The organism is Mesorhizobium sp. WSM2240 (assembly GCF_040438645.1).
Taxonomy (GTDB): Bacteria; Pseudomonadota; Alphaproteobacteria; order Rhizobiales; family Rhizobiaceae; genus Allomesorhizobium.
The window spans coordinates 5,011,128-5,030,064 of record NZ_CP159253.1 but is presented as its reverse complement, the minus strand read 5'-3'; the positions used below and the strand labels follow the sequence as shown (position 1 = coordinate 5,030,064).

Genomic DNA, 18,937 nt, shown 5'->3' with positions numbered 1-18,937 from the left:
CCCTGGTGGGGCTATTACATAGCACCGAACGAACGCGCCGGCCGGACCTGCGTTGCTTGAACTGCCGCCTTGCGTCCCTATCTGCGGTTCAGTCAAATCAGATTAAGGAGCAACGATGCAGTGTCCTCTGGATAATGCCGAACTGGTGATGGCCGAGCGTCAGGGCATCGAGATCGACTACTGCCCGAAATGCCGCGGTGTATGGCTCGACCGCGGCGAGCTCGACAAGATCATCGAGCGATCCGCCCCCGAGGAGAGCTACCAAAAACCCCGCGATGACGCCCGCTATGGCCGGGAGAATCGCTCCTACGGGCATCAGGAGCACCGGCCTTACAAGAAGAAAAAATCGCTGCTCGGCGAGATCTTCGACTTCTAAAACACGGCTCAAATAACGTTGAACTCGCGGAAAGGCCGGTTTTCGGCAATGCGGCGATAGCTGAAGGCCGAGCAGTCGACCGTCCGATATCCGCCATGGACCAGCAGTTCGGCGATTGCCTTGCCGACCGCCGGCGCCTGCTGCAGACCATGGCCGGAGAAGCCGTTGGCAAAGATGAAATTCCCGACCTCCGGGTGCGGCCCGACGACGGCGTTCTGGTCGAGCGTGTTGTAGTCGTAATGACCGGCCCAGGCGCGGGTCGGCTTGATCGCCTCGAAGGCTGGGATGCGCGTCGCCAGCACCGGCCAGATCACTTCCTCGAAAAGCGGCCAGTCGGGATCGAAATCGGCCGGATCGGCGGGGCCATCCGTTTCTTCCGGCTCGGCGCCGCCGGTGATATAGACCGAGCCTTCCGGCCTGACATAGATGCCGCTCGGATCGACCAGCAGCGGCATGTCGGCGAATTTCTCCATCGCCTCGAAGACGAAGACGCTGCGCTTGCGCGGCTCGACCGGCAGCGCCAGCCCGGCCATGGCGGCAACCGTGCCGGCCGACGGCCCCGCCGCATTGATGACCGTGCCAGCCTCCAGCCTGTCGCCATTGTCGAGCATGACTGACGTCACCCGCCCGCCATCGCGCTCGATGCCGGTGACTGCCTGGGCGATGAAATCGATGTTTTTCGGGCGCAGCGCCTTGCGAAACAGCATCAGCATGGCATGGGCGTCGAACCAGCCCTCGCCCGTGCGCCCGAAGGCACCGGCCGCTATGCCCTCCGTCGAAAGCCATGAGAACCGCCGCTCCAGCGCCGATGCTTCCTCCAGCACGATGTCGGCCCCTTCGGCCATCTGCACCCTGTGGTTCTGCTCGAGGATCGGCAGTCCGTTCTCGCCCGCCAGGATCAGGTAACCGCCTTCGCGAAAGCCGATATCGGCGCCCTCGCCGAATTCCTGTTCCAGCCGCCGGAACAGCGCCAGCGTAAACTGCGATAGCCTTATGTTCTCGGGGATCGAAAACTGCTGCCTTATCGAGGCGCAGGACAGGGTCGTCGCCGAATGGGTGAATTGCGGGTCGCGCTCCACCAGCGCAATCGAGCCGGAAAATCCCTCCTCGCGCAGATAGTAGGCGATCGAGCTTCCGACGATCGCCCCGCCGATGATCACCACGTCATATCGCGCCATGCGCTGTCCTCGAATGCTGGAAACCGTTAATGAAGAAGCCGCTTCAAGCACTGCCAGGCGAGGACTTGCAAGGGCCAAGATTGGCAGGCATGAAGTCCAAATGCCGCAAGATCGCCTCTCGCCCCGCCGTTCGGTGCTCTACGTCCCAGTCTCCAAGCCCCGCGCGGTGGCGAAAATCCCGTCCCTCGCCAGCGACGCGGTCATTCTCGACCTCGAGGATTCGGTGGCGCCCGCCGACAAGGTCCCGGCCCGCGAGAGCCTGAAAGCAATATTCGCCAACCGCGCCGCCGGCCCGCGCGAAATGATCATCCGCATCAATCCGCTTGCCGGAGAATGGGGCGCCGACGATCTCTCGGCGGCAATCGCCTGCGCGCCAGACGGCATCCTGCTCCCCAAGGCTGATACGCCGCGCGACGTGCTTGAGGCTGGCGACGTCCTAGACGACAGTGACGCGGCCGAGAGCGTGCGGTTGTGGGTGATGATCGAAACGCCGCGGGCGCTCATCAACATAGCGGCGATCGCTGAACTCGGCCGCGACCCGGCCGCACGGCTTTCCTGCCTCGTCGCCGGAACCAACGATCTGGCCAAGGAGACCGGCATCCTCGCCACGGCCGACCGGCGCTATCTTACGCCCTGGCTGATGCAGATGGTGCTGGCCGCGCGCGCCGGCGGCCTCGACATTCTGGACGGCGTCGCCAATGATTTCCGCGACGCCGAGGCCTTTTCCCGCGAGTGCGGCGAGGCCGCTGCCATGGGGTTCAACGGTAAGACGCTGATCCATCCCTCACAGATAGGGACAGCCAATGCGGTGTTTTCGCCGTCGCCGGAGGCGCTGGCCGAAGCCGCTGGAATCGTGGCGGCGTTCGAGCTGCCGGAAAATACCGGAAAAAACATACTTGCGCTCGACGGCCGCATGGTCGAACGGCTTCATCTCATCCAGGCGGAAAAACTGCTGGCGAAAGCCGCGGCGATCAAAGGAGCAAATCAATGAAACTCTACCGCTTTCTCACCGGACCCGACGATGCGAGCTTCTGCCATAAGGTGACCGCCGCGGTGAGCAAGGGCTGGCATCTGTTCGGCTCGCCGACCTATGCCTTCCACGCCGAAACCAAGACCATGCGCTGCGGGCAGGCGGTGGTGAAGGATGTAGATGGCGTGGAATACGAGCCGGGAATAAAACTCAGCGATTATTGATCGGCGGCGCGACGTCTCCCTCCCTTTGAAGGGGAAGGGTGGCCGCGAAGCGGTCAGTGCGGCAGTGCATCGTGCCAGCCGTCGCCAGTCACGTCTGCGCCTGCTCCGCGGCGGCCTCAAGCGCTTCCATATCGTCGTCGCTGAGCCCAAAATGGTGGCCGATCTCGTGAATTAGCACATGGGTGACGATGTCGCCCAGCGCCTCCTCGTTCTCGGCCCAGTAGTCGAGGATGGCGCGGCGATAAAGCGTCACACGGTTGGGGCCCTCGCCGGTCTGCGGATTCCAGCGCTCGGCGATGCCGCGTCCCTCGAACAGGCCAAGCAGGTCGAAGGGCGTCTCCAGCGACAGGTCGTCCATGATCTCGTCGGTCGGAAATTCCGCGATCTGGATGATCACTTCGCCAGTCAGCTTGCGAAAATCCTCGGGCAGGTGGGCGTAAGCCTCTAGCGCCAGGAACTCCATTTCCTCGATCGAAGGCGAAAGCTGATCATGCCAGGCGCGGGTCTTGTAGATGCGGGCCATTCTGTTTCCTTTTGACGGCATATAGCCGTTTGGCCGGTGGCTTTCGAGGCCTTTGCGGGGCGATGGGGAAAATAGCCGATAGCCAGCGACGCGTCAGCAGTGCAACGGCGGCTTCTGGTGCCAGCATATGCTTTCTTCGCAATATATTGAGGAATAAATTCCCCTCACAACTCGCTTGACTCTCCAGTCAGCCTCTGGAATCAATGGGAACATAACAGGAACAAGAGCCTCGGGAAGGCAGACCGTCATGGCGACATGCGCCTTGGCGCAGGAGACCGTTTTTGCCCTGCGCCGGAAAATCGCGAAGATCGAAGGGCGGCTTGCCGAGCATCTCGGTGAGATTGATGCGACAGGCGAGGCTCTGCTTCGCCGTCACGGGTTTGTCCGGCGGGAGCAGGGCTTTTTAGCCACCGGCGCCGAGCGGTTCGATGTAGCCCTCGGCGGCGGCCTGCCGGAGGCTGCGCTGATAGAAGTTCATGGCCCGTCTACACGCGCCGCCGCCGCCGCCGCCGGCTTTATCCTGGCAATCATGTCCGTTTCCCGTGGTTCGGTCGCAGCACCGATGCTGTGGATCGGAACTTCGGAGGTCTTCCGGGAGGCTGGTTTCCCCTACGCGCCTGGAATGCTCTCCCTCTACAATATCGATCCAGCCGGGCTCATGGTTGCGCAGACGCCGAAGCTTGCGGACGCGCTTTGGATCGCCGAGGAAGCCGCGCGGCTGAAGGGGTTTTCGGCGGTACTCCTCGAAATTCGCGGCAACCCTTCACATGTGGATCTTGCTACGACACGGCGGCTGCATTTTCGCGCCCGAGAAGCCGGTCGCCCCGTGTTTCTGCTGCGCCAGGCCGCCCATCCCGAGCCGACAGCGGCGCCCGTCCGGCTTGTGGTGTCGTCCGCACCCTCCGGGCTGCGGCGCACCTTTGCTGGTCCGCTTGCCGGCTCGATCGGGCCCCCCGTTTTTACAATCGCCATCAGCAAGAACCGAACCTCGGCGCCAACGCAATTCACGTTGGAGTGGAACCCCCATGAGCACAGTTTCAAGGAAAGACGGGCGGAGAATCCTGTCCCTATGGTTCCCCTATCTCAGCACGGAACGCATATTGCGAAAAAGACTGGGACGATTCTGGCGTTCCGGCCCGAAGAACCCGCCGCTGGTCATCAGCCGTCAGGAGAAGAACTCCCAGTGCATCGCCGCCTTGGATGAACAGGCTGAGGCGTTGCGTCTGAAACGCGGCATGGGAGTTGCCGATGCCCGCGCGATGTATCCCTCGATTGAAATTATCGAGGCGGAGCCGGCAGCGGATCTGAGGCTGCTCGAAAGCCTGGCCGACTGGTGCGATCGCTACACGCCGCTGGTGGCGCTGGATGGATCGGAAGGCCTTTTTCTCGATATCACCGGCTGCGCACATCTCTTTGGCGGCGAAAAGGCGCTGCTCGACGATCTCTTGGCGCGACTTTTCCAGCAAGGCTTCGACGCCCGCGCCGGCCTTGCCTCTACGGCAGGCGCCGCCTGGGCGGCGGCGCGGTTCTCAGCAGGAAACGGCATTCTTCCCGAAGGGCAGGAGAAACATTTTATGGAGCCGCTCCCGCTCTCAGCCCTGCGGCTCGATCCCGGCGTCCGTGCCGGTCTGGAGAGCGTTGGCCTGAGGAGCGTCGGATCGGTAATGACGGCGTCCCGCGCTCCGCTTGTCCGCCGCTTCGGCGCGGTGCTGCTCGTCCGTCTCGATCAGGCGCTGGGCAGGATCGAAGAAGTCATATCGCCACGCCTCCCCGTGGCGTCGCTTTCGGTGGAGCGACATTTCGCCGAGCCCATAGTGTTAATCGAGGATATCGAGCGCCTTGTGCTGATGCTTTCCGCGGGTCTCAAGCATGATCTTGAACGTCGCGGCGAAGGCGCCCGGGCGCTCGAGTTATGTCTGTTCCGGGTGGATGGGGCCGTCAACCGTATCGCAGTCGGCGCGTCGATGCCCATTCGCGAGCCGCGTCTTATTGGCAAGCTTTTTCACGAAAGGCTGGCCGCGCTCGAAACAAGCATCGAAGTCGGCTATGGTTTTGATCTCGTCCGGCTTTCGGCCTTCTCAACTGCGCTATTCGAGACGGAACAAGGCGATCTCACCGGCGAAACGGCATCCAATGACGAGGATATCGCATTGTTCGCCGATCGTGTCCGGGCGCGCCTGGGCAGAAATACCTTACTGAAACCGATGCTCGTCGAGAGCCATCTGCCCGAACGGGCGGCCTCGCTGCTTCCCTTCGACGAAATGAGATCCGAGAAAGTCGAGCCTTTCAGGTCCGGCAGAAAAAATTCGCCGGCATCCTGCAATTCTTTTCCCGAGCGCCCGCTCCGCCTCTTTACCCGCCCCGAGCCGATTCACGTTCCGATAACCGAAGTACCGGAAGGTGCGCCACCGCATTTTCATTGGAGGCGCGCCCTGCACCGGGTCGCGCGTGCGGAAGGGCCCGAACGCATCGCCCCGGAATGGTGGCGGCAGGAAAGCAACGCCGGGACCCGGGACTATTTTCGCGTCGAGGATTCAAACGGCCATCGTTATTGGCTTTACCGGGAAGGGCTTTATGGGGTTCCGGGGTCAAATCCGCGCTGGTACCTGCAGGGGTTCTCCGCATGAACGCCCCCGTCCCCTATGTCGAATTTTGCGTCCAGTCGAATTTTTCTTTCCTGCGCGGCGCCTCCAAGCCGGAGGAGCTTGTGCTTACCGCCTGTCTTCTCGGCCATGCCGGAATGGGTCTTGCGGACCGCAATACGGTCGCCGGCGTGGTGCGCGCCTGGAGTCAATCCAAGCATATCAAACTTTCGGAAGACGCCGATCCCATACAACTCCCTTACCATCCTGGCTGCCGACTCGTTTTTACCGACGGCACGCCGGATGTACTCGCCTATCCGCAGGACAGGAAAGGTTGGGGACACCTCTGCCGTCTGCTCACTCAGGCCAACCTGCGCGAGGAAAGCGAGAAGGGCGCGCCGCTCGTCTATCGGGACGATCTCCTCGAATGGGGAGATTGCATGTCGCTTGCCGTCATTCCCAACCTCACGAAGGATGCGGCGGCTGAACACGATTTCCTGCATCTGCTCCGAGATCGCTTCGGAAAGTCGGTATGGCTCGCCGTCTCGCCGGATTATGGCGGCAATGACCGCTTTCGGATGGACCAGGCGGCCGGCATGGCCGCGGCGGCGGACCTGCCACTGATGGCGATCAACGATGTCCTCTATCATGTGCCGGAGCGCCGCCCGCTTCAGGATGTGCTGACCGCTATCCGGCTGAATGTTCCGGTCGCCGAAGCCGGTCTGGAATTGAAGGCCAATGCCGAACGCTACCTCAAGCCGCCGGCAGAGATGGCGCGTCTTTTCCGCCGGTACCCGCAGGCGCTGAACGAGACGGTGCGGTTTGCGAAGACGCTGAGCTTTTCGCTGGTGGAGTTGAAACACAATTATCCCGACGAGCCGACGGAATCCGGACTTCCTCCACAGGCGGAACTCGAACGGCTGAGCTGGGAAGGGGCCCGGGACCGCTATCCGGACGGCGTGCCTGAAAGGATCGAACAACTGCTGCGGCACGAACTCGCCATCGTCTCGAAACTGAAGTACGCCCGCTATTTTCTTACGGTCCACGACATTATGAAATTCGCCCGCTCGCAGAATATCCTCTGCCAGGGCCGGGGCTCCGCCGCCAATTCAGTCATCTGCTTCTGTCTTCGGATTACCGATGTTGGGCCAGACATCATCGACCATCTCTTCGAACGGTTCATTTCGGTCGAGCGCAACGAGCCGCCCGATATCGATGTCGATTTCGAGCACGAGAAGCGCGACAAGGTCATCGAGTACATCTACGAAAAATACAGCCAGAAGCGCACCGCGCTGGCCGCAGCGGTCGTAACCTATCGGGGCCGTTCCGCACTCAGGGAAGTTTCGAAATCGCTCGGCCTATCCGACGACGTCATGTCCGCCCTTTCGGGTTCGATATGGGGCTGGTCCTCTTCAGAGCTCAGCGAAAAGGAAGCCAAAGCCGCCGGCCTCGACAAGTCCGACCTGCGGACCCGGCACGTGATCGCCCGCGCCAACGACATTTTGGGTTTTCCGCGCCATCTGTCGCAGCATGTCGGCGGTTTCGTCATCACCAGAGACCGCCTCGACGAGATCGTCCCGATCATGAAAACGGCCATGGACGAGCGCAAGATGGTCGAATGGGACAAGGACGATCTCGATGCCGTCGGCATTCTGAAAGTGGATATTCTGGCGCTCGGCATGCTCTCGTGCCTGCGCCGTGCCTTCGATCTTCTCGAAAGGCGATACGATGTTCGCGACGCGTATGGACGGCCGATCGAATTGGCCACCATCCCGGCCGAGGACAAAAATGTCTACGACATGATCTGCCGCGCCGATACGATCGGCGTCTTCCAGATCGAGTCCCGCGCGCAGATGTCGATGCTGCCGCGGCTCAAGCCGCGCAAATTCTACGATCTCGTCATCGAAGTAGCGATCGTGCGACCCGGCCCGATCCAGGGAGACATGGTGCATCCTTATCTGCGCCGGCGGCAAGGCAAGGAAAGCATCGACTACCACACTCCGGAACTTAAGCAGATATTGCACAAGACTCTCGGCGTGCCCTTGTTTCAGGAACAGGCGATGAAAATCGCGATCGTCGCAGGCGGATTCGAACCCGGCGAAGCCGATCAGTTGCGGCGCGCCATGGCGACGTTCAAGCGCACCGGAACAATCGGCAATTATCGCGAAAGAATGATCAAGGGCATGGTATCTCGCGGTTATCCGCAGGAGTTCGCCGAGCGTTGTTTCAAACAGATCGAGGGGTTCGGCGAATACGGCTTTCCCGAGAGCCATGCCGCGTCTTTCGCGCTGCTGGTCTACGCCTCCTGCTGGTTCAAGGCCTATTATCCCGATGTCTTCTGCGCAGCGATCCTGAATTCCCAGCCCATGGGTTTCTACAGGCCGGCGCAGCTCGTGCGCGACGCCGAGGAGCACGGCGTCGAGATAAGACCGGTCGACATCAACCATTCCGGCTGGGATTGCGCGCTGGAGGAGACTCCCTTCGATCCCTCGCGGATTGCCGCTCGCCACGCTGAAATGCGAGGCGTGATCAAGGCTCGTCATGCGGTCCGGCTCGGCTTCCGGCAGGTCAAGGGGCTCTCGGAAGAACGCATGGAGCAGTTCGTAGGCAGGCGCGGGCTCGGCTACGATTCGGTGCGCGATGTCTGGCTGCGGTCAGGCCTCAATGTGGGGGAGATCGAACGGCTCGCCGAAGCCGACGCATTCCGCTCGATCGGCCTTGATCGGCGTGACGCGCTGTGGGCCGTGCGCGCGCTCGATGGGAAAAGCGCTGCCGAAAAGCTGCCGCTGTTCGACCGCCCCGAAATCCGCCTGCGCGACAACGAACCCGAAACAAGGCTGCCCGTGATGCCTCTTGGCGAGCATGTCATTCACGATTACCGGTCGCTCGGACTTTCGCTCAAGGCGCACCCGATCTCCTTTTTCCGCGGGTCCCTCGACAAATCAGGCATAACGCCCAATGCCCGTCTCAGGGACGTCGCTGACGGCAAACGTGTTTCGGTGGCCGGCCTTGTGCTTGTGCGGCAGCGGCCGGGCACGGGAAACGCGATTTTCCTGACGCTGGAAGACGAAGAGGCGGTCGCCAATATCATCGTCTGGCCGAGGATTTTCGATCGATTCCGCGCGGTCGTCATGGGCTCACGCTTCATCCGCGTCAGCGGCCGCCTGCAATCGGAATCGGGCGTCATCCATATCGTGGCGGAGAAGATCGAGGATCTTTCCCACTGGCTGGCCGAGCTTTCCGAGGAAGCTCAATTGGCCGCCCCGGCCGGTCCGGGCGGGCGGAATGGCCCGCAGCGGCCAGGGCGCAATTTTCTCACGCAAGGGGGAAAAAAGACGCCGTCCCCCGCAAACGACCGTGAGGAGCTGTCACGGAAGGCGAGCAGCGTCATGCCCAAGGGGCGCAATTTCCAGTAGCTGAGAGGGAATCCTAACCGGTTTGCCGGCGCGAGCAAAGGCTATCGGTCGATAAAGCCGAGGCCTGCGCAGTGCAGGAGGCGCCGGAGCAGGCGGCTGCGGGAAAGGCGTAGCTTGTGGTCGAGCCGACCCGAAGGATTGCCAGACCAGGCACGCTCAATGTTTCAGCGCGACGGCGCCAGGAACCGGCGCTCCGGCAGCGAATCCGGATCGGGATCCCTATCCGAGCCGCCATTCATGGCCAGTTGCATGAACACCGTATCCAGCCAGCGGCCATGTTTGTAGCCGGATCCCTCGAGCCTGCCGGAGTGGCTAAACCCCATCCTCTCATGCAATTTCACCGACGGGCTGTCAGGCCTGCCGTCGCCGATCACCGCGATAATCTGGCGAAAGCCGAGTGATTTCGTGTCGGAGATCAGCCGCTCCAGCAGAGCCTTGCCGACACCCCGCCCCTTGGCTTCCGGCGCCACATAGATCGAATCCTCGACGATGAAGCGGTAGGCAGGACGCGGTCTGAAGGCGCTCGCATAGGCGTAGCCGACAATTTCGCCATCGGCTTCCGCAACGATGTAGGGGTAGCCGGATAAAGTCAGCGCCGCAAAGCGGGCACCCATCTCGCTCCTTGTCGGTGGTTCGAGTTCATAGCTCGCCGTGCCGTTCTCCACCGCGTCGGCGTAGATTTCGGTGATCCGGTCGAGGTCCGCCTCCACCGCGGCTCTAATGAAAATGCCCATAAATTGTGCAGCCTCTATCGTCTGCCTTGATTGAAGCAGGGCTGCGCGCAAAAGAAAAGGGCGGCCGTTGGGCCGCCCTTGTATGGTTTGCTGGTCCAGGACCGGTTTACTCGCGGTTGCCCAGGAACGACAGCAGGAATGCGAACAGGTTGATGAAGTCGAGATAGAGCGTCAGCGCGCCCATGATGGCCTTGCGGCCGGCGACCAGCACGTCGTCGCCCTCGAAATACATCTCCTTGATTTTTTGCGTGTCGTAGGCGGTCAGGCCCGAAAAGACCAGCACGCCGATCGCCGAGATGGCAAACTGCAGGGCCGAGGACTGCAGGAAGATGTTGACCACCATCGCGATGATCAGACCGAACACGCCCATGACGAGGAACGTGCCCATGCCGGACAGATCGCGTTTGGTGGTGTAGCCCCAGAGCGACAGCGCGCCGAAGGCGGTCGCCGTGATGAAGAAGGTCTGCACGATGCTTGCCGAGGTGTAGACCAGGAAGACCGACGATAGCGACAGGCCCATCAGGCCGGCGAAGATCCAGAACGAGGTCTGGGCCGCAGAAACGCTCATCGTGTGGATGCGGGCGCTCAGGAAGAAGACCATGCCGAGCGGCGCCAGCATGACAACCCAGCGCAGCGGCGAGCCATAGAGCAGCGCGCCTGCGTTGGTCAGCATCTTGCCGTTGGCAAGCGTGGCAACCGCGCTCGCCGGATCATTGGTGGTCGCCACCATGACGGTGCCGAGCGCGGCCAGGCCGGTGATTGCGAGGCCAAGCGCCATAAGGTTGTAAACCTTAAGCATATAGGCGCGCAGGCCCTCGTCGATAGCGGCACCGGCGCGGGAGCCCACTACCCCGGCGCGTGCCTGATAATTGCGAAGGTCAGCCATGATTTCCTCTATTGCTTTGCCCCGTCCGGTGTCGGGTCGTCGCCGACCCAGGCGCCGCTGGCGGGGACTCCAGCATGCCTGAGGCGGAATATGATGCTTCTTTCGGAGAAGGACAAGACCCGTTACACGCCGCAACCCTGCGTGAACGACCAATCGACAAGCAAAACCCTGAATTCAGCCAACCCGGGAAGAGGAAGCGGCTGCGCGGCGCTCCGGTCACGACCTACAGATTGCGTAGAACCGGCGCGGCCTTGTGACCCAATACGCGCCATGTTCCGACCAGGCCGATGCCGACCGTCAGCACCAGCGCAAATAGTATCGTCAGCGCGGCCACCTCCGGCAGGAAGCTGGAAGGGAGCGTCATGATCCGCGCCACGATAAACCAGGCGGCGATGCCACCGGCGAAAAGCGCGAAGAGCGCGGTGGCAAGCCCGATAAGCAGATACTCGAAGGAGAAGGCCGCGATAAGGGTACGCCGGGTCGCACCCAGCGTTTTCAGCACCACCGCGTCGTGGATGCGGGCGCGGTTGCCCGCAGCCAGAGCGCCAGCCAGTACCAGCACAGAAGCGATCAGCGCCACGCTGGCGGCAGCGCGTATTGCGGTCGCCAGTTGCCCGACAATCCGGTTTACCACGTCAAGCGCATCCTTGACCCGGACGGTGGTCACGGTGGGATATGCTCGCGTCACTACATTGAGGATGCGGGATTCGTCCGCCGCCGTCGCGCCTTCCACGGAGAGCGTCGCGAGCCAGGAATGCGGCGCGCCGGCGAACGTATTGGGCGAGAACACCATGACGAAATTGATGCCCATCGATTCCCACTGCACTTCGCGGAAACTGGCGATCCTGGCGGTAACATTGCGGCCAAGCACGTTGACCGTCACGGTGTCGCCGATCTTCAGGCCGATTTCGCGCGCCTCTTCCGCCGAGAAGGACACCAGAGGCTCGCCGCCGTAATCCTCCGGCCACCACTCGCCCTGCGACAGCGTCGCGTTCTCCGGAAGGGTAGGCGAGTAGGTGAGGCCGCGGTCGCCGCGCAGCACCCAGGCGCCTTCGGGCGGCACGTTCATCGTCTGAACGTCGACCCCGTTCAGCGCCATGATGCGGCCGCGCAGCATCGGCACGCGCATTAGTTTGCCTGCCGGCGCCGCGTCCTGCACCAGGGCGGTGAAAGCGTCGACCTCGCTGGCTTGAATGTCGACAAAGAAGAAATTCGGCGCGCGTTCGGGCAGGCTGCCTGCGATCTGTTGCCTGAGGTTGCCGTCGATCAGGGCCAGCGTCACCAACAGGGTCAGACCAAGTCCCAGCGACAGCACGACCGAAGGCGTCAGCGCGCCGGGCCGGTGAATGTTGCCGATCGCCAGCCGGAGCGCTGTGGATCGCACGCGCGGCGACCTTTTTGCCAGCCATTGAACGGCTACGCCGACGCTGCGCAGCACTATGAAGGCGAAGATCGTCGCGCCGACGAAGATCGCCGCAATCCGCCTGTCGCCGGAAAACCAGATCGCCAGGAGTGCTAGAATGACGGCAAGGCCAAGCGAGGCGGCCACATAGGCGAGCCTCGGCAGACCGCGACCGCCAAAGCCCATCTCACGAAATAGCGCGGTCGCCGGCACAGCGCGCGCTCGCCCAAGCGGCAGAAGTGCGAAAGCCAGCGTAACCAGCATCCCGAAGAGCGCGGCCATTGCAAGTGCGGCTGGATAGAACCCGCCTTCCGCCGGCACCGGGATGACCGAGGACAGCGCGGCGCCGGCGGCGAATGGCATCAGCGCGCCGAGCACCAGTCCGACGGCGATGCCGATGCCGGCGATGATCATGATCTGCACGAGATAGACCGTGAACACAAATCCACCGGAGGCGCCGAGGCTCTTGAAGGTGGCGATAACGCCGCGCTTGCCGTCGAGATAGGCGCTGACTGCGTTGGCGACGCCGACGCCGCCGACGACCAGTGCCGTCAGACCCACGAGCGTCAGGAATTGCGAAAATCGCTCTATGTTGGACGACAGCGCCGGAGCGGCGTTGCTGCGCGTCCTGATGCTCCATCCCGCCTCTGGGAAGCGCTCGGATGCTTCGTTGCGGATCAAGGCAAGGTCCGTCTCGGTCGAAATGGCGGGAAGCCGAACCTTGTAGGCATGCTCGACCAGGCTGCCCGGCTGGATCAGCCCGGAAGCGCGCAGGCCATCAAGCGACACCATCAGCCGTGGCGCGAAACCGAACCCGTCCGACACCGCATCCGGCTCGTTGACGATCCTGGCGCGCAGCTCGAACGTGGCGCTGCCCAGTTTGACACGGTCGCCAAGAGCGATGCCCATTCGCTCGAAGAATATATCGGGCGCCGCGGCGCCGAAAACGCCGGCTCTTTCGCCAAGCAGTTCTGCGCGCGATAGCGCCGGCTCGGTCACGAGGGCGCCGTAGAGCGGGTAAGCGTCGTCGACCGCCTTAACCTCGGCGAGCGACTGGTCGGAGCCGTCTTCGAGCCGCGCCATCGAGCGCATATTGGCGCTTTCGGCGAGCGTGCCGAGCTGAGCGACGAACGCGTGTTCTGCTTCCGTCATTTCGCGCTGGTTCAATTCCAACCGAATGTCGCCACCGAGCAGGGTCTGGCCTTCATTGGCGACGCCCGCAGTGATGGCGCGGGCGACCGAATTGACGCCGCCGATCGCTGCAACGCCAAGCGCGATGCAAGTCAGGAAGATCATGAAGCCGGATAGTCCGCCTCGCATCTCTCGCAGCGAGAAGCGGATGGCGAGTTTCAGCGTCTGGGAAAACGGCATCAGGCCGACACCGCGACCAGCGGAGCAGCTTCGATGCGACCGGAGCGCATTGACACCTGCCGCGCGCAACGGGAAGCCAGCGCCGCGTCATGCGTCACCAGCACAAGCGTCATACCGCGCTCGCGCGCCTTGGCGAACAGCAAGTCGGCCACCTGACGTCCGGTTGCCTGGTCGAGATTGCCGGTCGGTTCATCGGCAATCAGGATACGCGGTTCAGGCGCCAGCGCCCGGGCTATCGCCACCCGCTGCTGCTCGCCGCCCGACAATTCGCCGGGATAGTGGGTTACGCGATCGGCGAGGCCGACGGCTTCGAGTTCGCGCGCGGCTATGGCGAAAGCATCCTTGCGGCCGGCAAGCTCCAGCGGCACGGCGACATTTTCCAGTGCTGTCATGTTGGGAATCAGATGGAAGGATTGGAAGACGATGCCGATATTGCGGCCGCGAAATGCCGCGATCTGGTCCTCATTCCTGCCGTTCAGGACTTCGCCGGCGACGCGCACCGTACCGGCGTCGACCCGCTCCAGCCCGGCAAGCACCATCAGCAGGGTCGACTTCCCCGAGCCTGATGGCCCGACGATGCCGGTCGCCTCGCCGGCGGCGATGTCGAGGCTGACGCTCTTCAGGACATGAACGGAGGAAGCGCCTTCGCCGAGCGTCAGCGACACGTCCTTCAAATGGATGACGGGTTCTGTCACGAAAAATCTATCCTATATGGAGGACGAAGCCGGAAGCGCTTTCGTCATATGGGTTGTTGGTCATGGCATTCAAACGTCCGGCTTCGGCTTTGCTCGCCGCCATCGTCGTCTGGTTCGCATCTTTATCTCCGGTTACGGCCGAACCGCATCAAATCGTCGGCTTCGGCGATAGCTTGATGGCCGGTTATGGCCTCAATCCGGGCGAAAGCTTTCCCGAAAAGCTGGAAAAGGCGCTACGCGCGCGAGGTCACGATGTCGTGATCGCCAATGCGGGAGTTTCGGGCGACACAACCAGCGGCGGTCTGGCGCGGCTCGACTGGTCGGTGCCGGACGGAACCGACCTGGTCATCCTGGAACTTGGTGCAAACGACATGCTGCGCGGCGTCTCGCCCGAGCTCACCGAAAAAAACCTGGACGAGATGATCTCGCGGCTCAAGGCCCGCAACATCGGCGTTCTCCTGGCCGGCATGCGCGCCGCGCCAAATCTGGGGTCGGATTACGTCACTGCTTTCGACGGCATCTATACGCGGCTGGCGGAAAAGCATGACGTGCCGCTCTATCCGTTTTTTCTCGACGGCGTCGCGGCCGACCGCAGCTTTCTGCTGGAAGACGGGATGCACCCGAACGCGGAGGGCATCGACCGCATGGTCGAGCGCTTCCTGCCTGGCGTGGAAAAACTGATTGCGGAGCAGCCGGACGATACTTGATGCCGCAGCCTGGAACATCGCGGCTGCCGAAAATGTTGAGCGAATGTAACCAATAAACCGCTTGCGGCCTGTCCGGATCAGTGATTCGCTGGGCTCGAGATTTCGATTCGATGAAGGGAGCCTGGCCATGCCGCGACTTTTCACCGCCCTCGAAATTCCTCGCGATGCCGCATTGTCCCTCTCCCTGCTCCGCGGCGGCCTGCCCGGAGCGCGCTGGGTCGATGTCGACAATTACCACATCACGCTTCGGTTCATCGGCGATGTCGAAGGCCATGTCGCCGATGAAATCGCCAATGCGCTGGACCGGGTAAGGCGGCCATCCTTCTCGCTTGCCCTGTCCGGCGTAGGGGCGTTCGGCTCGAAAAAGCCGCACGCCATCTGGGCCGGCGTCACCGCATCGCCGGACCTCTACGCCCTACAGGCAGAAATCGAACGCATTTGCCAGCGCGTCGGCATCGCCGCCGATCCCCGCAAATTCATGCCGCATGTCACGCTCGCCAGACTTAGAAATCCCAATCCGGTCGACGTCGCGCAGTATCTATCGGCCCGCGGGAACTTTTCGACGTTGCCGTTCAAGGTTTCTCGTTTCGTCCTGATGTCGTCGCGCGATTCGGTCGGCGGCGGCCCCTATGTGGTGGAAGAAGTCTGGCCGCTCACAGGCGCCGACCCGCGTTCCAGCCTGTCGGCCAGCTTTTCCGAAGCCTGGCGGACCATGCGGTAGACAGAGGCGAAGCCGTCGGCCCCACCATAATAGGGATCCGGCACTTCGCCTGAAGCGCCTTCTGCGAAATCGAGAAACAGCAGGATTTGGCCTCTCGCATCCGGCGGCGCCAGCGCCTTCAGGTCATCGACATTCGACTGGTCCATCCCGAGGATGAAGTCGAAGCGGTGGAAATCTTCAGGCACGACCTTGCGCGCCTGCTGCGCCGAAATGTCGATGCCGTGGCTGGCCGCGATGGCAATCGAGCGCGGATCGGGCGCGGAACCGTGGTGCCACCCGCCGGTGCCGGCGGAATCGATGAGATAGGCGCTTTCGGTGCCACGCGAGGCCGCTACCGCGCGAAATACGCCTTCGGCCAGCGGCGAGCGGCAGATATTGCCGAGGCAGACGAAGAGTATGCTGGTGTGCACCTTTGCGATCATCGATCGTCCGCTATGATGACATGACGAAGACCGATTAACACGATGGCGGAAAATGGCCAGAGACAAACTTGCCAGGGGGATGAACCGCCGCACGGCTCTGGGCGTGGCGGGCATCTTGCGAAAGGGTTTGCTGTTTACCACATTTCCGATGTCGAGGAGGCAAAGGGCATGGCTACCGCAAATAATTTCAGCTTTCGCATGTTCGGCGCAGGCAAGGACAATCCCGAGAACGATGTGCGGGCAAGGTTCTGGCAAACCGCCAAGCGGGCGGCGCGACAGGTGCCATTCATGGACGAGGTGGTCGCCGCCTACTACTGCGCGCTGGATCACCGGACGCCGCTGCGCGCCAAAGGCACGCTGCTTGCAGCGCTCGCCTATTTCGTTTTGCCGGCTGACACTATTCCGGATTTCCTGCTCGGCTTCGGATTCACCGACGATGTCGCGGTGTTGACCGCCGCGATAGCCGCGGTCAAGGCGCATGTCACTCCGGCTCACCGCCAAGCCGCCCGCAAGGCGCTGGCCGAACTCGATTGAACGGGATATTTGCCATTCCGGCGCTGACGTTCGGTTGCACGTTGAAACGAAAAGTCAAACTCTTGCCGTTTTTCCCGTCTTGAACTGCTTATGGGACGAACGCCGGGTCGCGCAAACGGCCGTGGCGTCAGGATGGCGGGTAGTGCCAAATGGCCGAAACGATCCTTTTTTGGAACGCGGTTCACCATTTGGTAACCCAGATTAAATCAAAATGAACTGATGGCAGGGCCTAGATCCGGCCTGCCCCCGCATACCATGCGAAAAGACAGGGAAACGGTAATAATGCGCGGATTGATTGCGACGATTTCAAGCCTGATACTGGTTGCGAGCGCCATGCCGGCGCTGGCCCAGTCGGCTACCAAGATCGGACAGCACAGCGCCTGGGGCACCTACAGCTATCAGGCCAACAACGGCAAAGTCTGCTATGTGCTGACCGTGCCGACCGACAAGCAGCCTTCGAATCTCGATCATGGCGATATCTTCTTCTTCGTCAGCCAGCGGCCGGGTCAGGATGTCTCCTTCGAACCGCAATTCATCGCCTCGTACAATTTCCAGGAAAATTCCAAGGTTTCCGTCACCGTTGGCGACAAGTCCTTTTCCATGTTCACTCGCGGCAAGTCCGCCTGGGTGGAGAATGCCGCGGAAGAGCCATTGCTGATTGCGGCGATGAAGGCCGGCTCGGACATGAAGGTCTCGGCGAAGTCCGGGCGCGGCAATCCAACCAACTATGCCTTCTCGCTGAAGGGCATTTCGGCAGCGCTGAGCTCGATCGCCAGCTGCAAATAGCAGAACGCCTGCTTGGTTCAGAAGGGCCGGACCGTCGTCCGGCCCTTTGCATTTCGGCCGGCGTGACGCGCCGGCCTCGTCGTGATATGTGCGCGGCAACATTAGACAAACCGGCTTCGGCCCACCATATGGCGTCGCCATGACCCTTTCGCTCGATCTAACCGCCAATCCCACGCGCGACATGCTGCGCGCCCGTGCCGCCATGACGGCAAAAGGCTCGCTGATCGGCCTGTCGCGCGCCGAACTCGGCGAAGCGCTGGTTTCGGCAGGCGTGCCCGAGCGCCAGGCCAAGATGCGCGTGCAGCAGCTCTGGCACTGGCTTTACGTGCGCGGCGTTTCGGATTTTTCCGAAATGCTCAACATTTCAAAAGATCTGCGCGCGACGCTGGAGCAGCATTTCACCATCGCTCGTCCCGAAATCGTCGAGGAACAGATCTCCAATGACGGCACGCGTAAATGGCTGTTCCGTTTCCCCGCCAGAGGCGCAGGCCGTCCAGTCGAGATCGAGACGGTCTACATTCCGGAGGAAGGCCGCGGCACGTTGTGCATTTCCAGCCAGGTCGGCTGCACGCTGACTTGCTCGTTCTGCCACACCGGCACGCAGAAACTGGTTCGCAATCTGACAGCTGAAGAAATCCTGGCGCAACTGCTGACTGCACGCGACCGGCTCGGAGATTTTCCCGAGCGCGGCACGCCCGATGGCGCCATAGTTCCGGCCGAAGGCCGCAAGATCACCAACATCGTCATGATGGGCATGGGCGAGCCGCTCTACAATTTCGAGGAGGTCAAGAAGGCGCTGTTGATCGCCTCCGACGGCGACGGGCTGTCGCTGTCGAAGCGTCGCATCACGCTGTCGACCTCCGGCGTCGTGCCCGAGATCTTCCGCACCGGCGACGAGATCGGCGTCATGCTGGCGATTTCTCTGCATGCGACCAATGATGATCTGCGCGATCTTCTGGTGCCGATCAACAAGAAGTATCCGCTGAAGGATCTGATCGCCGCCTGCCGCGCCTATCCCGGCCTCTCGAACGCAAAGAGGATCACGTTCGAATATGTGATGCTGAAGGACGTCAACGATTCGCTCGAAGACGCCAAAGCGCTGGTAAAGCTCCTGAAAGGCATCCCGGCCAAGATCAACCTGATCCCGTTCAACCCATGGCCCGGCACCAACTATCAGTGCTCGGACTGGGAGACGATCGAGAAGTTCGCCGATTACATAAACAATGCCGGTTATGCCTCGCCGATCCGCACCCCGCGCGGCCGCGACATCCTTGCCGCCTGCGGCCAGCTCAAATCGGAATCGGAGCGCATGAAGAAGGTCGACCGCCTGGCGCTCGAAGCCATGATGATCGCCGGCCACGGCGAATAGGCAACGTCCGGTACCAGACTGCGTGGGCAGAAAAACAGGGG

General features: G+C 62.1%; 18 protein-coding genes. 11 read left to right on the top strand and 7 right to left on the bottom strand.

What is annotated here, in order from left to right; genetic code table 11:
• The first annotated feature begins 115 nt into the window (after nucleotides 1–115).
• Entirely contained in the window at nucleotides 116–376 is a 261-nt protein-coding gene (locus ABVK50_RS25000) for a zf-TFIIB domain-containing protein (RefSeq protein WP_353644016.1), read from the top strand.
• Nucleotides 377–384: 8 nt separating this feature from the next.
• On the opposite strand, the gene ABVK50_RS24995 is transcribed toward ABVK50_RS25000, so the two are convergent.
• Entirely contained in the window at nucleotides 385–1,554 is a 1,170-nt protein-coding gene (locus ABVK50_RS24995; RefSeq protein WP_353644017.1) for an FAD-binding oxidoreductase, read from the bottom strand.
• Nucleotides 1,555–1,654: 100 nt separating this feature from the next.
• On the opposite strand from ABVK50_RS24995, the gene ABVK50_RS24990 reads away from it, so the two are divergent.
• Nucleotides 1,655–2,545, top strand: coding sequence for a CoA ester lyase (locus ABVK50_RS24990; protein ID WP_353644018.1), 891 nt, complete (start codon nucleotides 1,655–1,657; stop codon nucleotides 2,543–2,545).
• Nucleotides 2,542–2,748 carry a DUF1737 domain-containing protein gene (locus ABVK50_RS24985; RefSeq protein WP_353644019.1) on the top strand — a complete coding sequence of 69 codons (207 nt, stop codon included), beginning with the start codon at nucleotides 2,542–2,544 and terminating at the stop codon, nucleotides 2,746–2,748. The genes ABVK50_RS24990 and ABVK50_RS24985 overlap by 4 nt, the downstream gene beginning before the upstream one ends.
• Before the next feature lie 88 nt (nucleotides 2,749–2,836).
• Here the strand turns inward: ABVK50_RS24985 and ABVK50_RS24980 are convergent, their stop codons facing one another.
• The gene (locus ABVK50_RS24980) at nucleotides 2,837–3,271 is read right to left on the bottom strand and encodes a metallopeptidase family protein (protein WP_353644020.1); all 435 of its coding nucleotides are present in this window, start codon (nucleotides 3,269–3,271) and stop codon (nucleotides 2,837–2,839) included.
• A gap of 247 nt (nucleotides 3,272–3,518) precedes the next feature.
• Here ABVK50_RS24980 and ABVK50_RS24975 point away from each other — a divergent pair, with 247 nt between their 5' ends.
• Genes ABVK50_RS24975 through ABVK50_RS24965 form a run of 3 tightly spaced genes read left to right on the top strand, consistent with a single transcriptional unit; the run spans nucleotide 3,519 to nucleotide 9,269 of the window.
• Complete coding sequence (locus ABVK50_RS24975; RefSeq protein WP_353644021.1) at nucleotides 3,519–4,475, top strand: hypothetical protein; 957 nt, start codon at nucleotides 3,519–3,521, stop codon at nucleotides 4,473–4,475.
• Nucleotides 4,468–5,898, top strand: coding sequence for a DUF6504 family protein (locus tag ABVK50_RS24970; RefSeq protein WP_353645821.1), 1,431 nt, complete (start codon nucleotides 4,468–4,470; stop codon nucleotides 5,896–5,898). Before ABVK50_RS24975 ends, ABVK50_RS24970 begins: the two co-directional genes overlap by 8 nt.
• Nucleotides 5,895–9,269, top strand: coding sequence for an error-prone DNA polymerase (locus tag ABVK50_RS24965; protein WP_353644022.1), 3,375 nt, complete (start codon nucleotides 5,895–5,897; stop codon nucleotides 9,267–9,269). Before ABVK50_RS24970 ends, ABVK50_RS24965 begins: the two co-directional genes overlap by 4 nt.
• A 164-nt stretch (nucleotides 9,270–9,433) precedes the next feature.
• On the opposite strand, the gene ABVK50_RS24960 is transcribed toward ABVK50_RS24965, so the two are convergent.
• The 4 genes from ABVK50_RS24960 to ABVK50_RS24945 all read right to left on the bottom strand — a co-directional run bounded on the left by ABVK50_RS24960 (nucleotide 9,434) and on the right by ABVK50_RS24945 (nucleotide 14,357).
• Nucleotides 9,434–10,003, bottom strand: coding sequence for an N-acetyltransferase family protein (locus ABVK50_RS24960; RefSeq protein WP_353644023.1), 570 nt, complete (start codon nucleotides 10,001–10,003; stop codon nucleotides 9,434–9,436).
• Nucleotides 10,004–10,109: 106 nt separating this feature from the next.
• Nucleotides 10,110–10,889, bottom strand: coding sequence for a Bax inhibitor-1/YccA family protein (locus tag ABVK50_RS24955; protein WP_353644024.1), 780 nt, complete (start codon nucleotides 10,887–10,889; stop codon nucleotides 10,110–10,112).
• Between the two features lie 223 nt (nucleotides 10,890–11,112).
• Nucleotides 11,113–13,662: an ABC transporter permease gene (locus tag ABVK50_RS24950; protein ID WP_353644025.1), complete on the bottom strand. Its 2,550-nt coding sequence runs from the start codon at nucleotides 13,660–13,662 to the stop codon at nucleotides 11,113–11,115.
• On the bottom strand, nucleotides 13,662–14,357 hold the full coding sequence (locus ABVK50_RS24945; RefSeq protein ID WP_353644026.1) for an ABC transporter ATP-binding protein: 696 nt from the start codon (nucleotides 14,355–14,357) through the stop codon (nucleotides 13,662–13,664). Before ABVK50_RS24945 ends, ABVK50_RS24950 begins: the two co-directional genes overlap by 1 nt.
• Before the next feature lie 62 nt (nucleotides 14,358–14,419).
• Between ABVK50_RS24945 and ABVK50_RS24940 the strand changes: the two genes are divergently transcribed.
• Both ABVK50_RS24940 and thpR read left to right on the top strand, forming a co-directional pair.
• Nucleotides 14,420–15,064: an arylesterase gene (locus tag ABVK50_RS24940; protein WP_353644027.1), complete on the top strand. Its 645-nt coding sequence runs from the start codon at nucleotides 14,420–14,422 to the stop codon at nucleotides 15,062–15,064.
• Between the two features lie 127 nt (nucleotides 15,065–15,191).
• Nucleotides 15,192–15,785: an RNA 2',3'-cyclic phosphodiesterase gene (gene thpR / locus ABVK50_RS24935; RefSeq protein WP_353644028.1), complete on the top strand. Its 594-nt coding sequence runs from the start codon at nucleotides 15,192–15,194 to the stop codon at nucleotides 15,783–15,785.
• On the opposite strand, the gene ABVK50_RS24930 is transcribed toward thpR, so the two are convergent.
• Complete coding sequence (locus ABVK50_RS24930; RefSeq protein WP_353644029.1) at nucleotides 15,692–16,207, bottom strand: low molecular weight protein-tyrosine-phosphatase; 516 nt, start codon at nucleotides 16,205–16,207, stop codon at nucleotides 15,692–15,694. The two genes, thpR and ABVK50_RS24930, sit on opposite strands and share 94 nt — an antisense overlap.
• A 168-nt stretch (nucleotides 16,208–16,375) precedes the next feature.
• Here ABVK50_RS24930 and ABVK50_RS24925 point away from each other — a divergent pair, with 168 nt between their 5' ends.
• The 3 genes from ABVK50_RS24925 to rlmN all read left to right on the top strand — a co-directional run bounded on the left by ABVK50_RS24925 (nucleotide 16,376) and on the right by rlmN (nucleotide 18,896).
• Nucleotides 16,376–16,741 (top strand): YkvA family protein, encoded by a 366-nt coding sequence (locus ABVK50_RS24925; RefSeq protein ID WP_353644030.1) that lies wholly within the window; start codon nucleotides 16,376–16,378, stop codon nucleotides 16,739–16,741.
• 282 nt (nucleotides 16,742–17,023) lie between these two features.
• Nucleotides 17,024–17,527: an invasion associated locus B family protein gene (locus ABVK50_RS24920; protein ID WP_353644031.1), complete on the top strand. Its 504-nt coding sequence runs from the start codon at nucleotides 17,024–17,026 to the stop codon at nucleotides 17,525–17,527.
• 139 nt (nucleotides 17,528–17,666) lie between these two features.
• Entirely contained in the window at nucleotides 17,667–18,896 is a 1,230-nt protein-coding gene (gene rlmN / locus ABVK50_RS24915) for a 23S rRNA (adenine(2503)-C(2))-methyltransferase RlmN (protein ID WP_353644032.1), read from the top strand.
• Nucleotides 18,897–18,937 lie beyond the last annotated feature (41 nt).